Source organism: Streptacidiphilus sp. EB103A (assembly GCF_041261405.1).
In the GTDB taxonomy this organism is placed as follows: domain Bacteria; phylum Actinomycetota; class Actinomycetes; order Streptomycetales; family Streptomycetaceae; genus Streptacidiphilus.
The window spans coordinates 236376-262527 of record NZ_JBGCAQ010000001.1 but is presented as its reverse complement, the minus strand read 5'-3'; the positions used below and the strand labels follow the sequence as shown (position 1 = coordinate 262527).

23 protein-coding genes are annotated in these 26152 nt (G+C 71.9%); 10 read left to right on the top strand and 13 right to left on the bottom strand.

Annotation, left to right across the window (positions count from 1 at the left end; all coding sequences use genetic code 11):
* The first annotated feature begins 76 nt into the window (after nt 1-76).
* Genes ABH941_RS01185 through ABH941_RS01175 form a run of 3 tightly spaced genes read left to right on the top strand, consistent with a single transcriptional unit; the run spans nt 77 to nt 3475 of the window.
* Nucleotides 77-1798, top strand: coding sequence for a sensor histidine kinase (locus tag ABH941_RS01185; protein WP_370126608.1), 1722 nt, complete (start codon nt 77-79; stop codon nt 1796-1798).
* A 28-nt stretch (nt 1799-1826) separates the two neighbouring features.
* Nucleotides 1827-2528, top strand: coding sequence for a response regulator (locus ABH941_RS01180; protein WP_370126607.1), 702 nt, complete (start codon nt 1827-1829; stop codon nt 2526-2528).
* A gap of 47 nt (nt 2529-2575) precedes the next feature.
* Nucleotides 2576-3475, top strand: a complete 900-nt coding sequence (locus ABH941_RS01175; RefSeq protein WP_370126606.1) for an NAD(P)-dependent oxidoreductase — start codon at nt 2576-2578, stop codon at nt 3473-3475.
* 161 nt (nt 3476-3636) lie between these two features.
* Here ABH941_RS01175 and ABH941_RS01170 read toward each other — a convergent pair whose 3' ends face one another.
* The 7 genes from ABH941_RS01170 to ABH941_RS01140 all read right to left on the bottom strand — a co-directional run bounded on the left by ABH941_RS01170 (nt 3637) and on the right by ABH941_RS01140 (nt 9890).
* Nucleotides 3637-3948: an AzlD domain-containing protein gene (locus tag ABH941_RS01170; protein ID WP_370126605.1), complete on the bottom strand. Its 312-nt coding sequence runs from the start codon at nt 3946-3948 to the stop codon at nt 3637-3639.
* Nucleotides 3945-4700 carry an AzlC family ABC transporter permease gene (locus ABH941_RS01165; RefSeq protein ID WP_370126604.1) on the bottom strand — a complete coding sequence of 252 codons (756 nt, stop codon included), beginning with the start codon at nt 4698-4700 and terminating at the stop codon, nt 3945-3947. The genes ABH941_RS01170 and ABH941_RS01165 overlap by 4 nt, the downstream gene beginning before the upstream one ends.
* Nucleotides 4701-4719: 19 nt before the next feature.
* A complete protein-coding gene (locus ABH941_RS01160) occupies nt 4720-5562 on the bottom strand; it encodes an AraC family transcriptional regulator (protein WP_370126603.1) in 843 nt (280 codons plus the stop codon).
* A gap of 33 nt (nt 5563-5595) precedes the next feature.
* Nucleotides 5596-5913, bottom strand: a complete 318-nt coding sequence (locus ABH941_RS01155; protein WP_370126602.1) for a hypothetical protein — start codon at nt 5911-5913, stop codon at nt 5596-5598.
* A 222-nt stretch (nt 5914-6135) separates the two neighbouring features.
* Nucleotides 6136-7299, bottom strand: coding sequence for a nitric oxide synthase oxygenase (locus tag ABH941_RS01150; RefSeq protein ID WP_370126601.1), 1164 nt, complete (start codon nt 7297-7299; stop codon nt 6136-6138).
* Between the two features lie 83 nt (nt 7300-7382).
* Nucleotides 7383-8531 carry a globin domain-containing protein gene (locus ABH941_RS01145; RefSeq protein ID WP_370126600.1) on the bottom strand — a complete coding sequence of 383 codons (1149 nt, stop codon included), beginning with the start codon at nt 8529-8531 and terminating at the stop codon, nt 7383-7385.
* A 339-nt stretch (nt 8532-8870) separates the two neighbouring features.
* A complete protein-coding gene (locus ABH941_RS01140) occupies nt 8871-9890 on the bottom strand; it encodes a LacI family DNA-binding transcriptional regulator (protein ID WP_243876042.1) in 1020 nt (339 codons plus the stop codon).
* Nucleotides 9891-10148: 258 nt separating this feature from the next.
* Between ABH941_RS01140 and ABH941_RS01135 the strand changes: the two genes are divergently transcribed.
* The 5 genes from ABH941_RS01135 to ABH941_RS01115 all read left to right on the top strand — a co-directional run bounded on the left by ABH941_RS01135 (nt 10149) and on the right by ABH941_RS01115 (nt 17126).
* Complete coding sequence (locus tag ABH941_RS01135) at nt 10149-11075, top strand: carbohydrate ABC transporter permease (RefSeq protein WP_133998612.1); 927 nt, start codon at nt 10149-10151, stop codon at nt 11073-11075.
* Nucleotides 11072-12022, top strand: coding sequence for a carbohydrate ABC transporter permease (locus tag ABH941_RS01130; protein WP_370126599.1), 951 nt, complete (start codon nt 11072-11074; stop codon nt 12020-12022). The genes ABH941_RS01135 and ABH941_RS01130 overlap by 4 nt, the downstream gene beginning before the upstream one ends.
* Before the next feature lie 129 nt (nt 12023-12151).
* Entirely contained in the window at nt 12152-13528 is a 1377-nt protein-coding gene (locus ABH941_RS01125) for an ABC transporter substrate-binding protein (RefSeq protein ID WP_370126598.1), read from the top strand.
* A 79-nt stretch (nt 13529-13607) separates the two neighbouring features.
* A complete protein-coding gene (locus ABH941_RS01120) occupies nt 13608-15356 on the top strand; it encodes a beta-galactosidase family protein (RefSeq protein WP_370126597.1) in 1749 nt (582 codons plus the stop codon).
* Nucleotides 15357-15527: 171 nt separating this feature from the next.
* The gene (locus tag ABH941_RS01115; RefSeq protein WP_370126596.1) at nt 15528-17126 is read left to right on the top strand and encodes a purple acid phosphatase family protein; all 1599 of its coding nucleotides are present in this window, start codon (nt 15528-15530) and stop codon (nt 17124-17126) included.
* Nucleotides 17127-17174: 48 nt separating this feature from the next.
* On the opposite strand, the gene ABH941_RS01110 is transcribed toward ABH941_RS01115, so the two are convergent.
* The 6 genes from ABH941_RS01110 to ABH941_RS01085 all read right to left on the bottom strand — a co-directional run bounded on the left by ABH941_RS01110 (nt 17175) and on the right by ABH941_RS01085 (nt 23916).
* Nucleotides 17175-18395: a PLP-dependent aminotransferase family protein gene (locus tag ABH941_RS01110; protein ID WP_370126595.1), complete on the bottom strand. Its 1221-nt coding sequence runs from the start codon at nt 18393-18395 to the stop codon at nt 17175-17177.
* Between the two features lie 62 nt (nt 18396-18457).
* On the bottom strand, nt 18458-19273 hold the full coding sequence (locus ABH941_RS01105) for an NAD(P)-dependent oxidoreductase (RefSeq protein WP_370126594.1): 816 nt from the start codon (nt 19271-19273) through the stop codon (nt 18458-18460).
* A complete protein-coding gene (locus tag ABH941_RS01100) occupies nt 19270-20070 on the bottom strand; it encodes an IclR family transcriptional regulator (RefSeq protein WP_370126593.1) in 801 nt (266 codons plus the stop codon). The genes ABH941_RS01105 and ABH941_RS01100 overlap by 4 nt, the downstream gene beginning before the upstream one ends.
* A gap of 5 nt (nt 20071-20075) precedes the next feature.
* A complete protein-coding gene (locus tag ABH941_RS01095) occupies nt 20076-21686 on the bottom strand; it encodes an FAD-dependent oxidoreductase (RefSeq protein ID WP_370126592.1) in 1611 nt (536 codons plus the stop codon).
* Complete coding sequence (locus ABH941_RS01090; protein ID WP_370126591.1) at nt 21683-22498, bottom strand: sugar phosphate isomerase/epimerase family protein; 816 nt, start codon at nt 22496-22498, stop codon at nt 21683-21685. The genes ABH941_RS01095 and ABH941_RS01090 overlap by 4 nt, the downstream gene beginning before the upstream one ends.
* Nucleotides 22489-23916: an aldehyde dehydrogenase family protein gene (locus tag ABH941_RS01085; RefSeq protein WP_370126590.1), complete on the bottom strand. Its 1428-nt coding sequence runs from the start codon at nt 23914-23916 to the stop codon at nt 22489-22491. Before ABH941_RS01085 ends, ABH941_RS01090 begins: the two co-directional genes overlap by 10 nt.
* Nucleotides 23917-24075: 159 nt before the next feature.
* On the opposite strand from ABH941_RS01085, the gene ABH941_RS01080 reads away from it, so the two are divergent.
* On the top strand, nt 24076-25836 hold the full coding sequence (locus tag ABH941_RS01080) for a thiamine pyrophosphate-binding protein (RefSeq protein WP_370126589.1): 1761 nt from the start codon (nt 24076-24078) through the stop codon (nt 25834-25836).
* A gap of 67 nt (nt 25837-25903) precedes the next feature.
* The gene (locus ABH941_RS01075; protein ID WP_370126588.1) at nt 25904-26152 is read left to right on the top strand and encodes a DUF3311 domain-containing protein; all 249 of its coding nucleotides are present in this window, start codon (nt 25904-25906) and stop codon (nt 26150-26152) included.

Here is a 26152-nt window from a genome sequence, read left to right as displayed (position 1 = left end):
CCCCCCGAGCCGCCAGCCGGGTGTACTCGGCCGTGGGGTCCGGGGAACCGGTCCGGGCCGGGAGAGAATCGGGGCTATGCCCCTCGCTCCCGTGCTGCCCGCAGACCCTCAGGTGCCGTCCGACGGCGGTGGCGCGGGGTTGCGGCGGGCACCGGCCTCGCTGGTGCTGCTGGCGCCGGTCGAGGCGCTGGTCGGCGGGGTGCTGCTGCTGGTGACCTACTGGGTGCTCGCCTCAGCCGGGTACGCCGGGCTGCTGCGTTCGTGGCAGCTCCTGCTGCTCGGCGGCCTGGCCCTGCTGCTGCTCCTGGCGCGGCACCGCTTCCCGCAGGCCGCGATGATGGCGCTGGCCGCGCTGCTGGGTGTGATGCCGTCGCTGTCGATGCTCTGCGCGGCGGTCAGCTACAGCACGGCCCGGCGGGTCGGCTCCCCGCGCAGGCGGGATCTGGTGCTGCTGGCCTCGGCTGTGCTGCCTGTGCTGGCCAGCCTGTTGCGACTGGTGCTCTGGCAGGGTGGCCGCTGGCAGTACGCGGTGGAGCTGGGTGGGGTGCTGGCCGCCGTGGGCGTGGTCATCCCCGGCCTGGTCGGCTCCGCCGCCGGCCAGCAGGACCGGCTGGTGCGCGCTTTGCGCGAACGCACCGTGGCGGCCGAGCGGGCCAAGCAGTTGGTGGAGAGCGAGTCACGGACCGAGGAACGGTCCCGGATCGCCGCCGAGATGCACGATCTGGTCGGCCATCGGCTGAGCCTGATCGCCCTGCACGCGGGCGGCCTGGAGATGGCCCTGGCCGAGCAGGCCCCGGATCTCGTCGACGAGGCCGCCCAGGTACGCCTGGCCGGGCGGGACGCGATGGACGAGCTGCGCCAGGCCCTGGGCGTGCTCGGCCCGCTCGGCCGGGACACCGGCACCGACGCGCTCACCGACGCCACCGGCACCAGGGCGGACCTGTTGGCGCTGGTCGAGGAGTCCCGTGCGGCCGGGGTCAGGGTCGCGTTCTCCTGGGAGGGCGACGATCTGACAACCTCCCAGCCCCGGGTGCGCCGCGCGGTGAACCGGGTGATCCGGGAGGGGCTGACCAATGTGCACCGCTATGCCTCTGGCGCCGCAGTGACGGTGACGGTTCGTCATGAATCCGGCCGGGTGTGGGCCGAGGTGCGCAACGGTGCGCCGCCGTACCCGCCGGCCGCGACCACCGGGCTGGGAACCGGCCGCGGCCTCGCCGGGCTGCGTGAGCGAGTGGCGCTGCTGGGCGGCGAACTGACGGTCGGTCCGCAACCGGGCGGCGGATTCCTCGTCCGCGCCGCGCTGCCGACCGACCCGGACGCCGGCCCCGGCCCCGGCCCCGGGAGCGAAGGCGGGAGCGAGGGTGAGGGAACGGTCCCAGCTTGGGAGCCACTCCTCTCCCCCGAGGCGGTCGAGCGGCCCAGCACCGACGAGGTGGTGCGCAGCCGGCTGGCCGGGGCCGTCGCCGCGGTGCTGGGCCTCGCCGGGCTGGGCGCGGTGCTGCTGGTCGGGCTGAGCCTGTTGCAGCAGGCCCGCCCGTTCTCGGGCGAGCCGCCGCAGAGCGTGGTGCACCTCGGCATGACGCCGAGTCAGCTGCAGCAGATCGTCGGCCCGGACAGTCCGGCGGTACGGTCTGCGGCGTACGGTCGCGAGCCCGCGCGGCCGTCCGGGGCAACCGAGTGCATCTTCCCGGACACTTCCACCACAAACGAAAACAATCAGCTGATAATCACCCGCTACTGTTTCAATGATGGCGAATTGACGAACATCTCCAATTTCGCAACGCCGCTGGCTCCCTGAGTCCGAGCGGCCCCGCCCGGGAGCCCGAATGACCGAGAGCAGCGCCACCGCCCCGATCCGCGTCCTGCTGGCCGACGACGAGGCGACCGTCCGCGCCGGGGTGCGGCTGATCCTGCGGCATGCCGAGGGCATCGAGGTCGTCGCCGAGGCGTCCAACGGGGCCGAGGCGGTGGAGCTGGCGGCGCGCGCACCGGTGGACGTGGCCCTGGTGGACATCCGGATGCCGGTGCTCGACGGTCTGGCCGCCATCGAGAAGTTGCTCGCGCTGGACCCCCACCCGGCGGTGGTCATGCTGACCACCTTCGGCGACGAGGCCAACGTCATCCGGGCCCTGCAGGCCGGGGCCGGTGGCTTCCTGCTCAAGGACGACGGCCCGCAGGAGCTGATCAGCGCCGTACGGGCGGCCGCGGAGGGCGACGCGGTGCTGTCCCCGGGGGTGACCGGCATGGTGGTGCGCCGCATGCTGGACGGCAGCCTCCACGCACCCCGGGGCGGGGCAGAGCAGGAGGCCGACGCGACGCCGGAGCAGCTGGTGGCCGCGCTCTCCGAGCAGGAGCGCCAGGTGCTGTCCATGCTGGGCCAGGGCATGCCCAATCTGGAGCTCAGCCTGCGCCTGGGCCTCGGCCCTGACGCGGTGAAGACCCTGGTCAGCGAGGTACTGGCGAAGACCGGTACGGAGAGCCGGGTCCAGGCGGCACTGCTGGCGGCCAGGGTCGGGCTGGCTGACTGAGGGCCGAGGACCCGGGGGGCTCGGGCCCGGACCGCTACGATCCGACCGTGCTGAAGATCGGTCTCATCGGTATGGGCCGGATGGGGACCCCCATCTGCGCCAATCTCGTCGACGCCGGGTACCGGGTGGCCGTCCACGACGCCCGGCCCGACCTCGCAGCAGCCGCGCGAGACTGCGGCGCCGTCTGGTGCCGCTCCGGTCGCGAGTCGGCGGACGGCTCGGATGTGCTGATCACCGTTCTCCCCGGTCCCGCCCAGGTCGCCGCCGCGCTGGACGACGCCGTTCTGGACGCCCTCGCGTCCACACCCGGTGCCAGCTGGATCGACATGAGCAGCAACTCCCCCGCCGCAGCCGCCCCGGTCCGCGAGCGCGCGTCGGCCCGGGGCGTCGGCGTGCTCGAAGCCCCGATCGGCGGCGGCCCCGAGGACGCCCGGGCCGGCATGCTGCGGCTGTTCGTCGGCGGGGACGCCGACCTGCTCGCCCGGCACCGCCCGCTGCTGGAGGTGGTCGCCGACCCGCACCGGATCACCCACCTCGGCGGCCCCGGCACCGGATACACCGTCAAGCTGCTGGTCAACCTGTTGTGGTTCGGTCAGGCCGCCGCCACTGCGGAGGCCCTGCTGCTCGGCCGCAGCGCCGGGGTCGACCTGGCCGCGCTGCACGACACCCTCGCGGAGTCCGCCGCGAGCAGCGAGTTCATCCGCCGTGACCTGCCCTCGCTCTTCGCCGGCGACTATCTGGCCTCGTTCGGCCTGGACCACATCCACGAGCAACTCGCCATCGTCACCGCGCTGGCCCGCGAACTCGGCACCCCGCACACCATCTCCGAGTCCGTCCTCAGCCTGCACCAGGACGCGCTGGAGCGCTACGGCCCGGCCGACGGCGAGCTGCTGGCGGTGGCGCTGCTGGAGGAGCAGGCCGGGATCCAGCTGCGCACCGAGCCATAACCAGGACTTCTGGTTTCCAGGCAATCCTGCTCTTGGACTTATGATCCCGGGCGCTGGAGCACCCGGGCGCAGGTGGATCGCCGTCAGGCCGACGGCAGTTGGCTGCGGGTGCTGGACCAGCCGGAGTTCAAGCCGCCGGCGAACTGAGACGGACTCCGGTCTCAGCCCAGCACGAACCGCATCAGTGCGGTGGCGACCACGGCCACCAGCACCACCACCAGGAACGGCGCCCGCCGCCACAGGGCGATCCCGGCGGCGGCCAGGCCGAGGGCGCGCGCGTCCAGGGCCAGGCCGTGGGCGCCGTGGCCGAAGGTCTGCAGCGCGGTGAGCGCGGCCAGCAGGGCGACCGGGGCCAGGGCCGCGAAGCGGCGGACCGCAGGGCGGTCGAGCAGGCCGGCGGGGACGGAGAGGCCGATGAGCTTGAGCAGGTAGCAACCCGCGGCCGTGACCAGCACGGCGGTCCAGACGCTCACGACTCCTCCTTCGCACGAGCCCTGCGCCACAGCCCCACGATCGGCACCGCGGCGACCGCAAGCAGCACGGGTATCCCCGCCGGAAGGACGAGGGTGGCGGCGAGTGCCAGCACCGCGCCCAGCAGTGCCACCGAGCGCGGCTCCCCCGCCTCCCGCAGCCGGGGGCCGAGCAGGGCCAGGAAGACGGCCGGGCCGGCGGCGTCCAGGCCGAGGCGGGTCGGGTCGCCTAGGGCGCCCGCGCCGAGGGCCCCGGCGAGAGTGGTGAGGTTCCAGGTCAGATAGAGGCTGACGGCGGTGACGGCGAAGCCGATCCGGGTGGAGCGCCGGTCCGGCTGGACCATGGCGACCGCGGTGGTCTCGTCGATCACCGCGTGGGCGGCGAGCGGGCGCAGCAGCCGCGGCAGCTCCAGCCGGGGGCCGAGGCGCAGCCCGTAGAGGGAGTTGCGGACGCCGAGGAACAGTGCCCCGGCGATCGCGGCGAGCGGGGCGGCTCCGGCCGCCAGCGCCGCGGTCAGCGCGAACTGCGAGGCTCCGGTGAACACCAGCAGGCTCAGCACGCAGGTCTGCCAGACCGTCAGATGCGCTGCGGCACCGGCGACGCCGAAGGCCAGCCCGGACGCTCCGACGGCCAGGCCGACGCCCAGGGCATCGCGCACGACCGCGCGGTCCGGCACCGCGGTGTAACGGTCCGTTGCGGGTGGTGGCAGGGGGGCCGCCGCTGCGGCCGGTCCGTTGCGTTGAGGGGCGATCATGTGGACATGCTGGCCCCGGTCAGGGCGTCAGGGCTTGTACGTTCCTGCGCGCCCGCTGGTAGGCCCCGGGCGGCACGCCGACGATCCGCCGGAAGTGGCGGGTGAGGTGCGCCTGGTCGACGAAGCCGACGGTGACGGCGGCGTCGGCGGGCGCGGTCCCGGCGTCCAGCAGTCGGCGGGCGGTGCTGACCCGGTGCTGGGTCAGCCAGGCGTGCGGCGGCAGCCCGTACACGCTGCGGAAGGCGCGCAGCAGCGGGAAAGGGCGGGCGCCGACCGCGGCGGCGAGTTCGTCCAGGGTGGGCGGGTCTGCGAGCTGGACTACCAGCAGGTCGCGGGCGCTGCGGGCGGCCCGCAGCCCGTCGGCGGCGGGCTGTCGGTCCGGGCTGCGGCCCCGGACATGCGTGCGGACCACCCGGGCGAGGGCGAGTCGCAGCAGCGTGCTAGCGGCGAGGACCTGGTTCTGGTCGGCGGCCAGGTGCACCTGCTGGACCAGCCGGGTCAGCTCCGGGTCCACCGCGACGGCGCTGTCGAAGCCCAGGGTCCCGCCGGTGGCGCCCAGGTCGGCGGCGACCGCGGCCATCGAGGCCACGCTCGGGTAGAGCACCTGGTAACTCCAGCCGCCGGGATCGGCCGCGTGCCCGGTGTGCAAGGTGTCCGGGTCGACCAGGGCGAGGCTGCCCGCCACGGCGCGCTCCAGGCTCCCCCGGCAGTGGAACAGCTCCACCCCGGAGGTGATCGCGGCGATCACATAGGTGTCATGGGTGTGCTTGCCGAAGGTGTGCCGGACGTACCGGGCGTCGAGCAGGTCGACCTCGGGCAGCGCCGGGTGGGTCCAGTAGTGCGCCCGCTCCTCGTTTCGCATCGATGTCGCTCCTACTCCGTCTCCGATTCTCCGCTACTCCGCCTCGCCGGCGAAGGCCGTCAGCTGCTCGACCGACCAGACCGGCCGGCCCGCGCGGAGGTCGTCGACCACGCCGTCCAGCCAGGCCGGCTCGGCCGCGGTGACGGCCTGCAGGTACTCACTCTCCAGCATGGTGATCCGGGGCAGACGGCGCGCGCCCTCGGTCGCCGCCGTGGTGTCCAGTGCCCGGAGCGAGGCCGCGAGCTGGTCGCGGCGATCGTCCAGGGCCGCCAGCATCTCCGCCGGTTCCAGCAGCAGCTGCGACAGCGCGGCGGGGGACTCCGGGAACTCCTGCTTGGGGGTGCGCAGCATCTCGATCAGCCAGGCCCGGGCCGCCGCTCGGCCCTGGTCGGTGATCTCGTAGACGGTCCGCTCAGGGTACTGCTGGTCCCGGCCGGTCTCGCTGACCGGGACGCGTGGTCTTCGCCCTGCTGATGCGGATCTTCGACAAGCTGGCGAAGCCCGAGAAGATGGCCTGGGTGTTCGACCACCGGATCGACTGGGACGCCCCGGTCGGCTGACCCGGGCCGCCGCTCAAGCGAGGGACGCGGGCCAGACCGTGCTCCGGTGGACGAAGGCCGGGCGCAGGTCCGGGTCCGGGGCGTCGTAGTAGCGGTGGAAGACCGCCGTCGCGGATCCCGACAGCGGCGGCACGATCCAGCTCCAGTCGACCGGGCAGCCGCGACCGCGGGCATGTTCGCGTTCGACATGGGTGAGGAAACGCGCCGACTCGGTGTGGTGGTCGGCGATGGTCACCCCGGCCTGCTGGAAGGAGTGCAGGACGGCCAGGTTGAGTTCCACCAGGGCCCGGTCCCGCCACAGGGTGCGCTCGTTGCCGCTGTCGAGGCCGAAGAGGTCCGCCACCGCCGGGAGCAGGTCGTAGCGGTCGGTGTCACCGAGGTTGCGGGACCCGATCTCGGTCCCCATGTACCAGCCGTTGAACGGCGCCGCGGGGTAGGTGATCCCGCCGATCTCCAGGTTCATGTCGCACACCGCCGGCACCGCGTACCAGCGCAGGCCCAGCCTCGCGAAGCCCGGTTGCTGAGGATGCGTCAGCGGCACCTCCAGCACGGCGTCCTCGGGCACCTCGTAGAACTGCGGGTCCTGGTCCGGGGCGGCCTGCACCAGCAGCGGCAGCACCTCGAACGGCTCCCGGCCGCCCTTCCAGCCCAGGTCGGCGGCGAGTTGGGCGCGCGAGGCGCTGCGCGGGTCGTCCGCGTAGCGCACCAGCTGCTCGCCGAGCAGCCTGGGCGCCGGGCGGCCGGGCCGGTCCGGGGCGAAGACGGTGATGACCGGGCGTATCCGGCCGTCGTTGGTGGCGGTGCGCAGATGCTCGAAGCAGTGCCGGGCGATGTCGTCGGGGTGCTCCAGATGGCGCAGGTCCCGCACGGTCAGGTTGTTCCAGTACAGCCGGCCGATGCAGCGGTCCGCGTTGCGCCAGGCGAGCCGCGCGCCGAAGGCCAGTTCCTCGGGCGTGTGCTCGTAGGTGCCGAACGCCTCGACGGCCGCCGCGATCTCCTCGATACGGCGCTCGGGTCGGGCGCCGTCCGGGTTCTCCTCGGCGAACTGGCGGACGAAGGCCGCGGCCTCCCGCAGCAGGGTGCCGCTCTCGGCGGTGCGCGTGTGCGCCGCACGGACGGAGGCCGCACCGACGGAGGCCGCGCGGGCGAGGGCAGTTCGGGGGCGGGGGAACGGCAAGGGTGTTTCTCCTGCTCGGGGGCGGGTGGGGCCCTGCCGCGGACGGCTGCGGGGAGGGGGCGTCCGGGCGGCGTGAGGTCGGGTCAGTGGGCGACGAGGTTCGCTGCCGTGAGCTTGGGCAGCAGGGCGGCTTCCAGCGCGGGGACGTCGAAGGGGTCGTGGTGGATGCGCTGCTGCGGGACGCCCTGGCGCAGCAGGGTGTCGGCAGCCTGGGTGACCATGTCGACCGGGCCGGAGAGATACGCCTCATGCCGGTACCACGGGCCGAACTGACCCAGGACATGGGGCAGGTTGCCCTCCAGGCCCGCGATGCGCTCGTCGGAGACGGCGGCCCGCACCGAGAGCCAGTGGTGGCGCTGCGACATCCGCAGCATGTCGTCCAGGCCGTAGAGCTGCGTCGCGGTCCTGGCGCCGACGAAGACATTGGTGTCGCGTTCCGAACCGGTGCGCACCATGTGTTCCACCAGGGCCCGGATGGGCGCCAGCCCGGTCCCGCCCGCCACGCAGACCAACGGGCGGCTGCTGTCGGGGTCCAGGGTCATCTGCCCCTGGGCCGGGCCGAGCCGGACCATCTCGCCTGCCGTGGCCCGTTCCACCAGGGCCGGGCTCACCTGGCCGCCTGGGACGGCCCGTACATGGAAGGTCAGGGTCCCGTCCGGGCGCGGGGCGTGGGCGGGCGAGTAGTAGCGCCAGGCCCGGGGAGCCCAGGGCGTCTCCATGCTGGCGTACTGGCCGGCCAGATAGGGATAGGGGGTCTCCGGACGTACGGTGATCTCGGCGATGCCGTGGCCTCGGTGCACATGGCGGGTGATCTCCGCGTACCACACCGCCGGGCCCAACAGCGCGTCGTCCTCGGCCGCCTGGGACATCACCTGGGCGACCAGCCCGTAGGCCCGGGTCCAGATCTCGGCGAGCTCCGGGGTCCACGCCGGGCCGGCGTAGCGCTCCAGGGAGGCGAGCAGACATTCCCCGACAGCGGGGTAGTGCCCGGTCAGAGCTCCGAACTTGCGGTGGTCCCGGCCCAGATGGGTGCAGAAGCGGACCAGGTTCTCGGGGTCGTCCACCAGGTCCACGATCCGCAGCAGTCCCCGCAGCAGGCGATCGCGCTGCACATCGAGGTCCACCGGGAAGAGCTCGCGCACCGCCGGGTAGCGGGCGAAGAGGATGGCGTAGAAGTAGACCGTCAGCTCACCGGCCAGCGGGCTCACCGCCGCCACACTGGCACGCAGCAAGGCGATCTGATCCGGCGTCAGCGGGCCGGGCTCCGGGGGTGGGGTCGCACGGACGGGAGGCGGCGCCGGGTTCGGGGCCGGGGCCCTTCGGTTCAGCGGGGTGGGGCGCAAACCGGAGAGCCTCAACGGATCTCCCGGTGACGGATGTGCCCGCTCGGGAACAGCGGGCATCCGAAGGACGCGGGTCTGTGATGCACGGTCAGAACCTGAACAGGCATGGCGATCCCCTGGGTCGGCCGCCCTCACCGACCGGAGGGCACGATTCCGATCACCCTATTTGATCAACCTTATATGTCAAGTTCCCATCAATCGGCCCAAAACACACCCCTTCGCGCCCGCTCACCGGGCCGGCGGCGGCGCGGTGCTCTCGCGCACCACCAGCTGCGGCGTGACCATGCTGTGCACCTCGCCGCCGGGCCGGTGGCCCTGGGCGAGCTGGTCCAGCAGCAGCGACACGCACAGTCGTCCGACCTGCTCGAAGTCCTGGTGCACGGTGGTCAGCGGCGGGTGGAAGAAGCCCGACTCCGGGGTGTCGTCGTAGCCGATCACGCTCACGTCGCGGGGGACCTCCCGGCCGGCCTCGCGCAGCGCCTTGATCAGGCCCAGTGCCATGTTGTCGTTGGCGACGAAGACCGCGGTGACGTCCTTGTCCTCGGCCAGCCTGCGGCCGACCAGATAGCCGGAGTCCGCCGACCAGTCGCCGTAGAGCACGGCCGGGACCGGCGCCCCGGCGCGCTTGAGGGTGCTGAACCAGGCGGCCGCGCGGCGGCGCGCCGAGTAGGAGTCCTGCGGTCCGGCCAGGTGCCACACGGTGCGGTGGCCCAGGCCGAGCAGATGCGCGGTGGCCTCCTCCGCGCCCGCGGCCTGGTTGTTGTCCACCGAGGGGTGGCGCTGGTCCGGGTCGCCGTCGGCGACCACCACCGGGACCCCGGTGGGCAGGCGCAGGTCGGGGTGGTCCAGGATCTGCGCCTCGATCATGATGATGCCGTCCACGCCCTGGCCGGTCAGTTTGGAGAACGCCTTGCGCATCGCTCCCCCGGTCTGGGACTCGGGCCCGACCAGGTTCACCGAGTAGCCCGCGGTCTGCGCCGCCTCCGAAATCGCTTGCAGGGTACGGCTGTTGCCATGGGCGCTGAGGCTGAAGCTGATCACGCCGATCATGTGGAACTGGCCGGTGACCAGGGCCCGCGCGGCGCTGTTGGGCCGGTAGCCCAGCACCTGCATCGCGGACAGGACCCGCTGGCGGGTCTCCTCGTCCACATTGCTGCGGTCGTTGGCGACCCGGGACACGGTCTGACTCGAAACCCCGGCCAGCGCCGCGACGTCCGCCTGGGAGGGCGGCTTGTAGGTCTCGGTCACACGTCCCACCTCTCGTGATGTTTGCGCCAACATCGTAACCAGGGCGGCCAGCCGCAAGCAATGCTGGTGCGCGACCCCTACTGGACCTTGAGCGCGAGATCACCGTCGGCGATTGGTCCGTAATCGGCCGGTTCTTCCTGGAGTTTTCCTGGACTGACTCCTGCCGGAAATTTTTCGGCAACGAGCCTTGACGCCTTCGATGCAACTGACACACACTCATCGACACACGGACCGTGTTTGCGTAAACATGACTGCGAAATGGACCGAGCTGTGACCAGCCAAACCCTCCAGCCCCGGCTCAGCCGCCGAAGGGCACCACGCCCGGGCAGGTACGGAATCCTCTTTGTGAGCCCGTTCCTGCTGGCCTTCGCCTTCGCGATCGCCGCGCCACTGCTGTACGCGGCCTACCTCAGCCTGTTCCGGCAGGGGCTGGTCGGCGGCAATGTGTTCGTGGGGCTGGACAACTACCGCCGCGCCCTCTCGGACGCGCTGCTGCACACCGGGCTGATCCGGGTGGCGCTGTTCCTGGCGGTCCAGGTCCCGATCATGCTGGGCCTGGCCCTGGTCGCCGCGCTGGCGCTGGACAGCGGCCGGCTGCGCTGGTCCGCGCTGTTCCGGATCGGGATCTTCATCCCCTACGCCGTGCCCGGCGTGGTGGCCGCGCTGATGTGGGGCTACCTCTACGGTCCGCGCTTCGGCCTGTTCCACCAGGTCAGCACCGATCTCGGCCTCGGGCTGCCGGACCTGCTCTCGCACTCCTGGATGCTCGCCTCCATCGGCAACGTCACCACCTGGGAGTACACCGGCTACAACATGCTGATCCTGTACGCGGCGCTGCGCTCGGTCCCCTACGAGCTCTACGAGGCCGCGGAGGTGGACGGGGCCGGCGAGATCCGCAAGGCGGTCAGCATCAAGATCCCCGCACTGCGGCAGGCGCTGCTGCTGTGCACGATCTTCTCGATCATCGGCAGCTTCCAGCTGTTCAACGAGCCCAACGTGCTCCAGGCGCTGGCCCCCGGCGTGATCACCACCAACTACACGCCCAACATGTACGCCTTCAACCTCGCCTTCAACGGCCAGGAGTTCAACTACTCCGCCGCCATCGCCGTGGTCCTGGGCGGCATCACCGCCGTGGTCGCCTACGCCGTCCAGCTCTGGACCAACCGACAGGAGCGCGCGTTGTGAGCACCGCGACGACTGCCCCCGACCGCTCCCCGGACCCGGACCACCGCCCCCGCGCGACCCCCTCCCGGCGCCCCCGTCAGCGTCCGCACCGGCCCCGCAACAGGGCCAGCACCGCGCTGACGGTCGCCATGGCGCTGATGCTGGCCTACACCCTGCTGCCGCTGCTGTGGCTGGTGATGAGCAGCACCAAGAACAGCGACTCGCTGTTCTCCAGCTTCGGCCTGTGGTTCGGGCACGGCTTCTCCTTCTTCCACAACGTCCACGAGGTGCTGACCTACGACAACGGCATCTATGTGCGCTGGCTCGGCAACACCGTCCTGTACGCCGTGCTGGGCGCCGGGGGCGCGGCAGCGCTGGCCGCGCTCGGCGGATACGGGCTGGCCAAGTACGAGTTCCGCGGCAAGCGGGCGGTGTTCGGCGCGGTCATCGGCGCCATCACCGTCCCCACCACGGCACTCGCGGTGCCGACCTATCTGCTGTACAGCAAGATCGGCATCGTCAACACCCCCTGGGCCGTCATCATCCCGGCGCTGGCCAGCCCGTTCGGGCTCTACCTGATGCGCGTCTACGCAATGGAGGCGGTCCCCGACTCGCTGCTGGAGGCCGCCCGGATCGACGGCGCGAGCGAACTGCGCACCTTCTTCACCATCTCGCTGCGGCTGCTGGCCCCCGGCTTCGTGACGGTGCTGCTGTTCACTCTCGTGGCGACCTGGAACAACTACTTCCTCCCGCTGATCGTGCTCAACAACCCCCAGTGGTTCCCGCTGACCGTCGGCCTGAGCCAGTGGAACACCCAGACCATGGGTCCGCAGACCGGCGCCACGCTGGACCTCTACCCGATGGTGATCACCGGCAGCCTGCTGGCGATCATCCCGCTGGTGGTCGCCTTCCTGCTGCTGCAGCGCTACTGGCAGTCGGGGCTCGCCGCCGGCAGCGTCAAGCAGTAGCCCCCAGTCCCCCACCCGGCCCTCGCCCCATCCGGTTCGCACCGGCACGGGCGGTCGCCGGTGTGGTCAAGCACGCCCTGACGCACCATCAACAACCCTCACCCGCATTGACAGGAGACAACTCCCCCGATGGAAACCTCGCGCAGATCCCTCCGCCCCACCGCCCGTACGGCGACCCGCACCGCACTGGCGCTGTCCGCCGCGCTGGCCCTCTCGCTCACCGCCGCCTGCAGCAGCTCCGGCAGCAAGGCCGCGAACCCGGCCGGGGGGCAGACCTCTGCCGCCGACGCGCTGAGCACGCCGACCACGCTGACCTTCTGGACCTGGGTGCCGAGCATCCAGACGACCGTGGACGCGTTCGAGAAGAAGTACCCGAACATCAAGGTCAACGTGGTGAACGCGGGCCAGTCCGCGGCTGAGTACACCAAGCTGCAGACCGCGATCAAGGCCGGCAGCGGCGGCCCGGACGTCGCCCAGATCGAGTACTTCGCGCTGCCGCAGTTCGCGCTGTCCAAGCAGGTCGTCGACCTGACCGCGTACGGCGCGGCCTCCCTGAAGTCCGGCTACACCCCCTCGGCCTGGAACCAGGTCGCGCTGCAGGGCGGCATCTACGGCTACCCGCAGGACACCGGCCCGCTGACGATGTTCTACCGCACCGACATCTTCAAGAAGCTGGGCCTGACACCCCCCACCACCTGGGACGAGTTCGCGACGGACGCCGCGAAGATCCACGCCGCCGACCCGACCCACTACATCACCTCGATCGACCCCGGTGACGCGGGGGGTGTCGACAGCCTGATCTGGCAGGCCGGCGGCAAGCCCTACCAGACCACCGGATCCACCTCGGTCACGGTCAACCTCAAGGACACCGGCTCCGCCAAGTTCGCGACGCTGTGGACCTCGCTGCTGTCCAAGAAGCTGGTCGACCCGACCCCCGGCTGGACCACCGACTGGTGGAAGAGCATGGGCAGCGGCAAGTACGCGATGTGGATCGCCGGCGCCTGGGCCCCGGGATCGCTGGAGACCACCATCGCCGCCACCAAGGGCGAGTGGGCCGCCGCACCGGTGCCGCAGTGGACCGCGGGCGCCGGCGCCTCCGCCGAGAACGGGGGCTCCTCCGACGCGGTGGTCTCCACCAGCACCCACAAGGCCGCCGCCGCGGCCTTCGCCGCCTGGCTCAACTCCAGCACCGAGGGCGCGGCCTCGCTCAACAGCATCGGGCTGTTCCCGGCCACCACGGCCCTGCTCGACAGCCCCACCTTCCTGGACCAGACCTTCCCGTTCTTCAACGGGCAGAAGGCCAACCAGGTCTTCGCCGCCTCCTCGAAGGCCGTCACCGCGGGCTGGCAGTACCTGCCGTACCAGGTCTACGCCAACTCGATCTTCAAGGACAGCGTCGGCCAGGCCATCGCCAACGGCAGCGACCTGACCAGCGCACTGGGCACCTGGCAGTCCGCCATCTCGCAGTACGGCACCCAGCAGGGCTTCACCGTCGCCAACGGCTGAGCGCCGCACCACCGCCCATCGCTCCGGCCGCCCGACCCCGGGCGGCCGGACCCCGTACCGACAGCGGAGCCAGACAACCGTGGCCATACTCGACATCACCGACGACGGATTCCAGCTGGACGGCGAGCCGTTCCGGATCCTCTCCGGCGGTCTGCACTACTTCCGGGTCCACCCCGAGCAGTGGGCCGACCGGCTGCACAAGGCCCGGCTGATGGGCCTCAACACCGTCGACACCTATGTCCCGTGGAACCTGCACGCCCCGCGCCGGGACGTCTTCGGCCTGGACGGCATCCTCGACCTGCCCCGCTTCCTGGAACTGGCCGCCGCCGAGGGCCTGCACGTCCTGCTGCGTCCCGGGCCCTACATCTGCGCCGAATGGGAGGGCGGCGGGCTGCCGTCCTGGCTGCTGGCCGACCCCACCATGGAGCTGCGCACCACCCACCCCGGCTTCCTGGCCGCGGTCGACGAGTACCTGGACCGGCTGCTGCCCGCCGTGCTGCCGTATCTGGCCACCCGCGGCGGGCCGGTCCTCGCCGTTCAGCTGGAGAACGAGTACGGGGCCTTCGGCGAGGACGCCGGCTATCTGACCCGACTCGCCCAGGCCCTGGTCAAGCGGGGCGTCGACGTCCCGCTGTTCACCTCCGACCAGCCCGGGGACCTGGCCAGGGGCGGCCTGGACGGGGTGCTGCGCACCGTCAACTTCGGTTCCGGGGTGGCCCGCGGGCTGGCGGCCCTGCGCGCCCAGCAGCCGGCCGGACCGCTGATGTGCACCGAGTTCTGGAACGGCTGGTTCGACCGCTGGGGCGGCAAGCACACCGTCCGCCCCCCGGCCGACGCCGCCCGGACCCTGGACGAACTGCTGTCGGCCGGCGCCTCGGTGAACTTCTACATGTTCCACGGCGGCACCAACTTCGGCTTCACCAACGGCGCCAACGACAAGGGCAACTACCGCGCCACCATCACCTCCTACGACTACGATGCCCCGCTGGACGAGGCCGGGGACCCCACCCCCAAGTACGAGGCCTTCCGCACGGTCATCGCCCGGCACTCCGCCGAGCCCGCCGAGCCGGTCCCGGTCCGCTCCCCCAAGTTCGCCCTGTCCGGCATCGAACTGACCGAGCAGGCACCGCTGTTCGCCGATTTCGACGCGCTGGGCACCCCGGTTGTCGGCGACCGCCCGCTGACCATGGAGGAGCTCGGGCAGGACTTCGGCTTCGTCCTCTACACCACCCGGCTGCAGACCCCCGGGCCGACCCGGCTCGCCGTCGGCGCCGTACGCGACCGCGCCCAGGTCTTCCTGGACGGCCAGCCGGTCGGCGTCCTGGAGCGGGAGAACCACGAGCACACCCTCACCTTCACGGTGCCGCCCGGCGGGGCCGAGCTGCGGGTGCTGGTGGAGAACCAGGGACGGGTCAACTACGGGGTCGCGCTGCACGACCGCAAGGGCCTGATCGGCCCGGTCACCCTCAACGGCGCGGCAGCTGACACCTGGTCAAGCCTGCCGCTGCCGCTGTTGGACCTCACCCCCTTCAACTTCGCCCACACCGACGTACCCACCCCCGGACCAGTCCTGCACCGCGGCACCTTCCACGCCGACCTGGCCGCCGACAGCCATCTGCACCTGGACGGCTGGACCAAGGGCAACGCCTGGATCAACGGCTTCAACCTGGGCCGCTACTGGTCCCGCGGCCCCCAACTCTCCCTCTACGTTCCCGCACCCGTACTGCGAGCCGGGGCCAACGAGGTCGTGCTGCTCGAACTCCACGGCTCCACCAGCCAGACCGTCGACCTGCGCGAGGACTCCGACCTCGGCCCCACCGAGGAGTAGCGCCCGGACTTCACAGCGTCCCCCGGTCACCGACCCCCTTGCCCGGGCCGGTGACCGGGCCCCGGAGCGGCGGCGACCGTGGCGACCTGCCGGGAAACTCACCGCACCGAGTGGCCGCGGATTCAGATGGTGTTTCCCCCGGGGCCATCGGGCCCTCCTAGCGTCCGCAGCATGACGAAACAGGGCATGACCCCCGAGCAGGCCGCACAGCTGAGCCTGGCCGAGCAGCACGAGTGGTTCCGTCGGGCGACGTCGCGACGGGCGATGCTGCGCGGCGGCCTGGTGGGCGCGGGGACCGCGATCGCCGGCACCGCGATCGCGAGCGCGGCCGGGCTGACCGGCACGGCCTCGGCCGCACCCGTGCGGTCCGCAGCGTCCCTGCTGCCCACCGCCGACCGTCCGAACGGGTCCACGGTGGTCCCGTTCGGACGGCACATCTCCTACGGCGCCGACCCGACCCGGCAGATGTCGGTCGCCTGGCAGGCGACGGCGGCGGTCCGCAACCCCTTCGTCCGGATCGGGCGCTCCCCTCAGGACCTCGGCGAGAAGCACCACGCCGAGGTGCGGGCGCTGTCCACCCTGGCGAGCGACACCAGCCCGATCGACTCGGTGGCCCTGGTCTCGCCGAGCACGATCGAGCAGTACTACCTGCACGCGGCGCTGGACGGACTGCGTCCGGGCGAGACCTACTACTACGCGGTCGGCCACGACGGCTGGGACCCGGGCTCCAACCTGGCGGTGGTGAAGTCCTTCACCACCGCGCCGAGCAAGCGCGGGCCGTTCACCTTCACCGCCTTCGGCGACCAGGGCATCAGCTACGACGCCGTGGCCACCACCCATCTGATCGCCGGTCAGCACCCGGCCTTCCACCTGCACGCGGGTGACGTCTCCTACGCCGAGGGCACCGGGCACGGCCTGATCACCGACTCCTACGACCCCAAGGTCTGGGACTCCTTCTTCCAGCAGGTCGAGGCGGTGGCCGCGACAGTGCCATGGCAGGTCGCCTCGGGCAACCACGAGATGGAGCCCTGGTACTCGCCCGACGGCAACGGCGGCCTGGCCGCTCGGTTCGACTTCGCCGGACAGCAGAACACCTACTACTCCTTCACCTACGGCAACGTGGGTGTGATCACCCTGGACGCCAACGACGTCTCCTACGAGATCCCGGCGAACAACGGCTACAGCGGCGGCAAGCAGACCGCCTGGCTGGAGCAGGAGCTGGCCGCCCTGCGCAAGCGCGCCGACATCGACTTCATCGTCGTCCAGTTCCACCACTGCGCCTACAGCACCTGCTCCTCGCACGCCTCCGAGGGCGGTGTGCGCCAGTACTGGGTCCCGCTGTTCGACAGCTACGGTGTCGACCTGGTGATCAACGGCCACAACCACGTCTACGAGCGCACCGACCCGCTCAAGGGCGGCAGCGTGACCACGGCGGCCCCCAGCGGCTCCACGGTCACCCCGGCGACCCAGGGCACGACCTACGTGGTCGCCGGCGGAGCGGGCAACAGCCTGTACTCCTTCCCGGCCAAGGACAGCTACGACGGCGCGGTGGACGACGTCTCCCCCATCGCGTCCTTCGTGAACGAGCCGGGCAGGACCAAGACCCCCGAGACCGTGGCCTGGTCCCGGGTCCGCTACACCGGCTACTGCCTCCTGGCCATCGACAGCGCCCCGGCCCGACACGGCGGCACCTCCAAGCTGACGGTCCGCGCGATCGACGGCTTCGGCGCCGAGATCGACCGCGTGGTCCTGACGCGGACGGCGAAGTAGCCCTCCGGGCGCGGGGTCGACGCGGGACGGGGGTTTGTTGTCTCCCCCTCACCCCAGCGCCTTCCCCAACCGCGTCAACCCGTCCGCGATCTCGTCGGGCGTGTGCGTGGTGAACGACAGGCGCAGCGTGGCCGGGTCGGGGTGGCGGGCGAAGAAGGGGGTGCCGGGGACGTAGGCCACGTTGTGGGCGATCGCGCGTTGGAGCAGGGCGGTCGCGTCGTGGCCGGTGGGGAGGCGGGCCCAGAGGAACATGCCGCCGTCGGGGCGGTTCCAGCTGCTGCCGGTCGGCAGTGCGTCCGCGAGCCCGGCCAGCAGGGCATCGCGGCGCTCGCGGTAGGCGGCGCGGACGGTGGCGAGGTGGGCGTCCAGGTCGCGGTCGGCGAGGTAGCGGGCCGCCGCGGCCTGGTCGACCGTGGAGGTGTGCAGGTCGGCGGCCTGCTTGGCGATCACGCAGGCGCGCCGGAGCGCGGCCGGGCCGCGCAGCCAGCCGAGGCGCAGCCCGGGGGCCATCACCTTGGAGAAGCTGCTCAGCAGCACCGTGCGGTCCTCGGCGCCGGCGCAGCCCGCGATCCACTGCACCGGTTCGCCGCTGAAGCGCAGCTCGCCGTACGGGTCGTCCTCGGCGATCCAGAGTCCGCGCCGTGCCGCGATCTCCGCGACTGCCTGGCGGCGTGCGAGCGGCAGCGTCCGGCCGGTCGGGTTCTGGAAGTTGGGCACCAGGTACAGCAGCTTCGGACGTTCCGCCGCGACCAGGGCGTCCAGCTCGTCCGGGATGATCCCCTCGGCGTCGGTGGGGACCGGGACGACGCGTGCGCTGGCGAGCGCGAAGCACTGCAGCGCGGCGAGGTAGGTCGGGTCCTCCACCAGGACGGTGTCGCCGGGCTCCAGCAGGGCCGCGGTCAGCAGCGACAGGCCCTGCTGGGAGCCGCCGGTGATCAGCAGCTCCTCCGGGTCGGTGGGCAGGCCGCGCGTGGTGAGCCGAGATGCGACGGCAGCGCGCAGCGACGGGTCGCCCTCGGTGGTCGAGTACTGCAGCACTCGCTGGGGCGACTCGCGCAGCACCGCGTCGTAGGCCGCGCGGATGCCCTCCGCGTCGAACAGCTCGGGAGCGGGCAGGCCGCCCGCGAACGAGATCACCTCGGGGCGGGCGGTCAGCGCCAGGATCTCCCGGACCGGTGACCCGCCCACCTTGGCGGTACGGGCGGCAAGAGCAGGGGCGGGGGCTGGGGAGTGGGCAGCGTCGGTGCCGGTGTCGGCTGGGGTCGTCATCGACCCACCCTACGAACACTCGCCCTTTCGTCCCGGGAGATTTCACGATGCGGTCGCGGCGTTCAGGCCGGGTGGATGTGCTCCACGACGCTGCGGAGATCCTGCCCGGCGGCGCCCTCGGCAGCCGCGATGCGCAGCCAGTCGCGGGCCGCGGTGAGTTGGGGCAGCGCGGCCGCGTCGGTGGCCAGGGTCAGGTCCTTCGCGGCGAGCGAGACGTCGAAGTCGCTGTCGGCGCTGCGGATGCGCTGCACGGAGGCGGCGAGCGGACCGGCGGCGAGGCCGTCCAGGGCCGTGTCGCGCGGAACGCCCAGCGCCTGCGCCAGCGCGAGCACCTCACCGACCAGGGTGACCCCGGCCAGCGCCGCGCTGATGAGCACCAGCTTCCGCGCCGCCCCGGACCCTGCCCCACCGCAGTGCACCACCCGGCCGAAGGCGCCCAGCAGTTTCTCCACGCGGTCGACGTCGCCGCCTGCGAGGACGGTCAGCTCCCCGTTCGCGGCCGGGCCGACGCTGCCCATCACCGGCGCGTCCACGAAGCCGATCCCGGCAGGCAGTCGCTCCCGCAGCGCTGCCACAGCTGCGGGCCCGACTGTCGACATCTCCACCAGGCACGCAGTCGGGCGAATGCTCCCGGCCACGCCGTCCGCGCCGAAGAGGACCGTCTCCAGGCCGGCGGGGTCGGCGAGCATGGTGATCACGACGTCGGCCTCGGCGGCGGCCTCGGCCGGGGTGGTCGCGGCGCGCGCGCCCGAGGCCACCAGCGGCTGCGTCCGCTCGACCGTCCGGTTCCACACGATCAGGTCGTTCCCGGTTCCGAGCAGACGCCGGGCCATCGGCGCACCCATCCGGCCGAGCCCGAGAAAGGCGATGGTGCTCACGGGGTCCTCCATCCTGGTACTTCACGTGGTGCGCCCAGCCGGGCGCTGATCTGCCAGGCGGTACGTCGCACCGCGTCGGCGATCGAGGGAATGTGCGGTTCGTCGATGCGTGAGTCGGGCCCCGAGACGCTGATGCCGGCCACGACCGCACCGGTCCGGTCGAAGACCGGGGCGGCCACGCAGCACAGGTGGCGCTCCAACTCCCCCCGGTCCACTGCGTAGCCGCGTTCGCGGACGCCGGCGAGTTCCTGCTTCAGCGCGGCCGGGTCGGTGATCGTGCGATCCGTCCGGGCTTCGAGCCGCGGTCCCGGGCAGCGTGCGTCGAAGGCGGCCTGGTCCAGCCCCGCCAGCAGCGCCTTGCCCATGGAGCTGCAGTGCGCAGGCGAGCGTTTTCCCACCCAGGAATGCATTCTGACGGTCTGCCAGCCGTCGATGACCTCCACGGTGACCGCCTCGTCGCCCTCCAGTACCGCCAGGTGTCCGGTCTCGCCGAGGCGTCCCACCAGGTCCTGCAGATACGGCAGCGCGGCCCGGCGTATCTCCCCACCGGAGACCACGAGTTCACCCAGCGCGGCGAGCTTGCCGGACAGCCGGTACCGTCCCGGGTCTCCGGCCGGCTCCAGGTATCCGGCCGCGGCCAGCGTGGCCGCGAGGCGGGAGGTCGTGGAGCGGTGCAGCCCGAGTTGCTGCGCCATCTCCCCGATGCCGATCTCGGTCCGGTCGCGCCCGTACATGTCCAGGATCTCCAATCCGTGGAGGAGCGAGCCGACCAGTCCTTTCACCGCGTCCGTCGTCATAGGGCTCAGCGTACGGATCGGGCGGCCGCCCCCGCGTGCAGCCCGGCCCGGTAGCCCATGGTCATGGCGACGGCGAGGGTCGCACCCGGGCCCGGATATCCGTCGGCGGTCCAGAACGCCGCGGTGTTGCCCACGGCGTAGAGACCGGGGATCGGGTTGCCGTCCCGGGCCAGGACGACTCCGTCGGTGTCGGTGACCGGTCCGCCCTTGGTGCCGATGGTCCCGGCCAGCACCTCGACGGCGAAGTAGGGGGCTTCGTCGATGGGCCCGAGCGAGCGGTTCGGCCGTACCGCCGGGTCGCCGCAGAAGCGCTCGTAGGCGTCCTCGCCACGGCCGAAGTCCGGATCGGTCCCGGCCGCGCAGCCCTCGTTCCACTGACGGACGGTGTGCTCCAGCGCGGCCGGATCGACGCCGATCCGGGCAGCCAGCTCGGCCAGGGAGGCACCCTGGGCGACCCAGTCCGGCACCGGCCCCTCCCGGCCCAGGCCGGGCAGCGGGTAGCGGGCCCGGTACCCGGCGTCGAAGACCAGGTGGACCGCTCCGGTCTGGGCGTTCAGTGCCTTGCCGATCTCGTTGTACGGCAGCGCCTCGTCGACGAAGCGCCGACCGGCGGCATTGACCATGATCTGCCGTGGCAGGCCGCGTTCACGGATGAGCGAGCGGTAGAACTGCTCACCGCCGAGGGTCTCGCCGGGGATCGCCGTCATCGGCATCCACCAGCCCTCGGACAGGTTGTCGAGGCGCGCTCCGGCCCGCTCGGCGATGCGCAGTCCGTCGCCGGTGTTGCTGGGCGGCGCTCCGCTGGCCCGCTGCGCGCGAGGGTGGAGCCGGGTGCGCAGTTCGCGGTCCCAGTCGAAGCCGCCGGTGGCGAGGACCACCGAGCGTGCCGCGATCCGGGGCGCCCCGCCGTGCTGTTCCAGCTCGACCGCGAGGGCAGGGCCGGTGAACTGAGTGCTCGTCAACCGGGCTCCGGTGACGATCCGGACACCGGCCCGCACCGCGCCGTCGAGCAGCGCGGCCACCAGCGCCACTCCGCCGGTCCGGACACCGGCCCGCTCCCTGCTGTCCAGCAGATCCCAGTCGTAGCGATCCGGGTAACGCCAGTCCGCCCACTCGGCGAAGGTGATCGGCAGATAACCCGGTGGGACGAGGATGTCCCGCACCAGTGGGGTGAGCCCGGTGGTGTCGAGGGGTTCGGAGTCCAGGGCACGGCCGCCGAGGGTGGCCCCGGGCCGAGAGGGGAAGTAGTCGGGGTAGGTGGGGCAGCGCACAAATCTGTGCGGGCTGTGCTCCTCGACGAAGCGTGCCATCGTGGGCGCAGTACGGAGGAAGACCTCGGTCATCTCCGGATGGCCGTCGCTGAACAGGCCTTTGAGGTACGCGGCCGCGGCCTCCGGTCCGTCGTCCCCGTCCTTGGCTGCCGCCTGCAGGTGGTTGCCCGGCACCCAGACCCGACCGCCGGACAGCGCCGAGGTCCCTCCCAGCCGATCGGCCCGCTCGACCAGCAGTACCTCGGCCCCTTGGACGGCGGCGGCCAGTGCGGCGGTGAGCCCGGCCGCTCCACTGCCCGCGACCAGGACGTCCACCGAATCCGGGAGCGGAGCCGACCCCGTCACAGCGTCCACCCCGCCGTCGCGAGCGTCGCGAGATCGGCAGCCAGTCGGGGCTCCGGATCCTCGCCGTCGACCAGCTCGTAGACGGTGGGACCGCGAAAGCCGATGGACTCCAGCGCCCGGGCGAAGCCGCCGAAGTCCACTTCGCCGCGCCCGACCGAGGTGTGCGCCCAGCGGTTCCGCCAGGAGTCGCTGATGTGCGCCAGGGCCAGGTGTCCGCCGATCGTGCGCAGTCCCTCGACCGGGTCCTCGACACCCAGCGCGTTGGCCACGTCATAGGTGATGCGCAACTGCGGCGACTTCCAGTACTCCACGATCCCGACCAGTTCGGCCGCGCTCCCCAGGTAGCCGTAGGGGCTGTTCTCCAGGGTGATGGTGACGCCGAGTTCCTCCGCCCGGGGCAGCAGCCGGCCGAGTGCCTGGTCGAGCACGGCCCGTGCGGAGTCGTCGGGCGCCGGCGCGAGGGCGTGCCGGCGGCCCGGGATCAGCACCGCGTAGGACGCGCCGAGGTCGGCGGCGAGTTCCAGCTCCGCCCGCAGCTGCCGCTCGCTCAGCTCCCGGATCTCCGGATTGGTGCTGACCAGGTTGATGTCGGCGAAGCTCGGGTTGACCGAGACGACCTCCAGGCCGAGCCTCTGCAACAGCCTGGCCAACTCCTGGCGCTCGTAAGGTCCGAAGCCTCGCGCGAACAGGTGCGGCGGCGCGGTGGTGAGCTCCAGCGTGCGGAAGCCCTGGCGGGAGAGGGCCCGCAGTGCGTCCGGCAGCGGAGCGCGGTGCAGCCAGCCGAAGGTGCACCCCGACAGTGTCAACGCCACGTTCCCTCCCGGAGGTTGAAGACGACGATGCGCGGGTCGGTCATTTCCTGGACCGCGTAGCGGGGGCCCTCCAGCCCGTAGCCGCTGCCCTTGACCCCGCCGTAGGGCATGGCGTCGGCGTGGTAGCTGGAGGTGTCGTTGACCATGACGCCGCCGACCCGCAGCCGCCGCAGGGCATGGAATGCGGCGTCCAGGTCGCGGGTGAACAGCCCCGCCTGCAGCCCGTACGGGCCGCTGTTGACCAGGTCGATGGCCTGGTCCAGGTCGGCGGCGCCGACGAGGGCGACGGCCGGCGCGAAGATCTCCTCGGTCATGATCCGGCTGTCGGCCGGCGGATCCAGCAGCAGGGTGGGGGTGAGCACGGCCCCGTCGCGCTCACCCCCGGCCAGCAGCGCCGCCCCGCCGTGCACCGCCTGCCGGATCCAGGAGTGCGCGCGCTCGGCCTCCGCCTCGGCGATCAGCGGGCCCACCTGGACGTCAGGGCTGCGAGGATCGCCGGACCTCAGCGCACCGACCCGCTCGGCGAGCAGGGCCGCGAGCTCGTCCACGACCGAGGCGTGCGCGATCAGCCGCTGCACGCTGGTGCACACCTGCCCGGCCTTGCGGTAGCCGGCCCGGGTGACCTGGTCGGCGACGAGTTCGAGGTCCGCGTCGGCGGCCACGATCGAGGCGCTGTTGGAGCCGAGTTCGAGGTGGGTCTTGGCGATTCCGGAGTTCTGCTTGATGGAGAGGCCCACCGCCGTCGAGCCGGTGAAGGTGAAGAAGCGGATTCTGCGGTCCGCCACCAGCGCGGCTCCGACCGTCGAGCCCGGCCCGCAGACCAGTTGCAGTAAGCCCGGCGGCAACCCCGCCTCCAGCAGCAGCCCGGCCAGCAGCACCGAGCAGAGCGGGGTCTGCAGGGCGGGCTTCAGCACCACCGCGTTGCCCGCCGCGAGTGCCGGCGCGACCTTGTGCACGACCGTGTTGAGCGGGGCGTTGAACGGCGTGATCGCACCGACCACGCCGACCGGGACCCGGATGGTGAAGGCGAGCCGGTTCTCGCTGCCGGGGGTGGCCGCGACCGGGACCTCCTCCCCCGCGATCCGGACGGACTCCTCGGCCGACAGGCGCAGGATTGCCACGGCACGGGTCAGTTCGGTGTCCGCGTCGGCCGGAGTGAAGCCGGTCTCCGCGACATAGACGGCAGCGACCTGCTCCCGGCGCTCCTGCAGCAACTGCGCGGCCGCGCTCAGGATCTCGTGGCGACGGGCGGGCGGCAGCGGATGCTCGGCGGCGGCGACGGCCCCGGCCACCGCCTCGTCGACGTCGGCCGGCTCGGCGTACTGGACGGTCGCGATCGACCGCCGGGTGTACTTGTCCTCCACCGCGAACGCGGCCTCGCCGGAGCGCCAGACGCCATCGACCAACAGACCTGTCATTCCGTCACATACGTTGCTGAGCAGCTCATCTGATGGAGCGTCTGATAATCCAGGCATGTACCCTCACCCCTCTTGACGCGTGCCACAGGCTGCCATAGCGTCGCGCATCACGCAATGCCTTGCCTTATACGCAAAGACTCCTAGGCGAAGAGGGTTGCCGTGAAGGGCGCAGAGATCATCACCGAGTACCTCGTTCGCGAGGGCGTCCCGTATCTGGTCGGCACCTGCGGCCATGGAGACCTGGGCCTGCTGGACGCCCTCTACGACCGGCGGGGGGAGATCCGCACGCTGTCGGTGCACCACGAGTCGGCGGCAGGCTTCATCGCGGACGTCTACTACCGGATCAGACACCGGCCGCTGGCGACGTTCACCTCCGTCGGCCCCGGCTCGGCCAACCTCCCGGTCGCCCTCGGGTCGGCGTTCATGGACTCGTCGGCGTTCCTCGCCATCACCGGCAATGTGCCCACCACGCAGTTCAACCGCAGCCCCTTCCAGGAGACCGGGCGGCACTTCCAAGCGGACGCCCCCGGCGTGTTCCGTCCGTACGTCAAGCGCAGCTTCCAGGCGACCCGCGCCGACCAGCTTCCCCTGATGCTGCGTCAGGCGTTCGCCACCATGCTCGGCGGCCGGCCAGGACCGGTGCACCTGGACGTTCCGCTCGACGTCTTCGTCGAGACCTCCGAGGAGCCGGTGCCCGACCCGGTGCTGTGGCGGCAGGGCATCTCACGCCGGTCGGCCGCCGCCGCCGAAGACATCGCGCGCGTGCTGGAGCTGCTGCGCGGCGCCGAGCGACCGGTGATCGTGGCCGGCAACGGCGTCCAGAACGCCGAGGCCGCCGAGGAGCTCGCCGCGTTCGCCGCGACGGCCCGGATCCCGGTGGCCACCTCACCGCTCGGCAAGATCCTCGGCCGTCTCCCTGCAGCGCTGAACCTGGGCGCGACCGGGCGCAACGGCACCTACCAGGCCAACCGGGCGACCCGCAACGCCGATGTGATCCTCGCCCTCGGCACCCGCTTCGACGACCGCTCGACCAGCTCCTGGCTACCCGGTTACACCTACCGCATTCCACCCACCCGGCTGATCCAGATCGACGCCGACCCGGCCGAGCTCGGCCACAACTACCCGGCCACTCTGGGGATCGCGGCCAACCCGAAGGACGTCCTGGTCCAGCTGCGCGACAGCCTGGGAACCGTCTCCGACACGCACCGCTGGCTGGACGCCATCGCAGCCTGGACCCGGGAATGGGAGCAGCACGTCGCGCCGAACCGGGCCTCGGACGCCGCCCCGCTGCGCCCGGAACGGGTGCTCGCCGAGCTGCGCGGGGCGCTCCCCCAGGACGGCATCCTGCTGAGCGACGTCGGCTCGCACCACAACTGGATCGTGCAGGAGTGGCAGCCCGGAGGCCCCGGAACCCTGCTCCAGTGCTGGGGCTTCGCCTCCATGTGCTTCGGCATGGCCGGAGTGCTCGGCGCCAGGCTGGCCGCCCCGGAGACCCCCGCCGTGGCGGTGGTCGGCGACGGCTGCTTCCTGATGCTGCCGAGCGTCGTCGCCACCGCGGTCGAGTACGGACTGCCCGCGGTCTGGCTGGTCTGGAACAACGGCGGCTATGTCTCGATCCGCGACCAGCAGCGCGGATACTTCGGCGCCGGACGCGAGCTGGCCACCAGCTTCCGCTACGACGCCGGCGGCGGGCCCTACTCGGCGGACCACGCGGCGATGGCCCGGTCCATGGGCGCCGAGGGACTCCGGGTGGAGACCCCGAGCGACCTCGCACCGGCGCTGAAGACGGCGCTGAACTCGGGCCGGCCGACCGTGATCGACGTCCTGGTCGAGCCGGAGGCCGTACAACCGTCGTCCGCCACCTGGCAGTTGCCGCCACTGCAGCATCCGGAACCCAGCTTCGGCTGGCCGGACATCTGAACCACCGACAGCACCCGTGCGCCGCATCGCAGAGAAGTCAGCCCACCAGAACAGTCAGGAGATGTCGATGACCGAACTGTCCCACCCCGATGTGCCATCGCCGGAAGCCCCGCTCACCACGGGCCACAGCGACCGCAGCCCGTGGAACTGGCTGCTGCTGATCCCCGTCGTCCTGCCGCTGCTGACGTTCGTCTACAACCGGGAGACACCCCGCCTCCTCGGCTTCCCCTTCTTCTTCTGGTTCCAGCTGCTCTTCACGCTGCTCGCGGCCGCGGTGACCGCCCTGGTCTTCCTGCTGACGAAACCGAGGAGATGA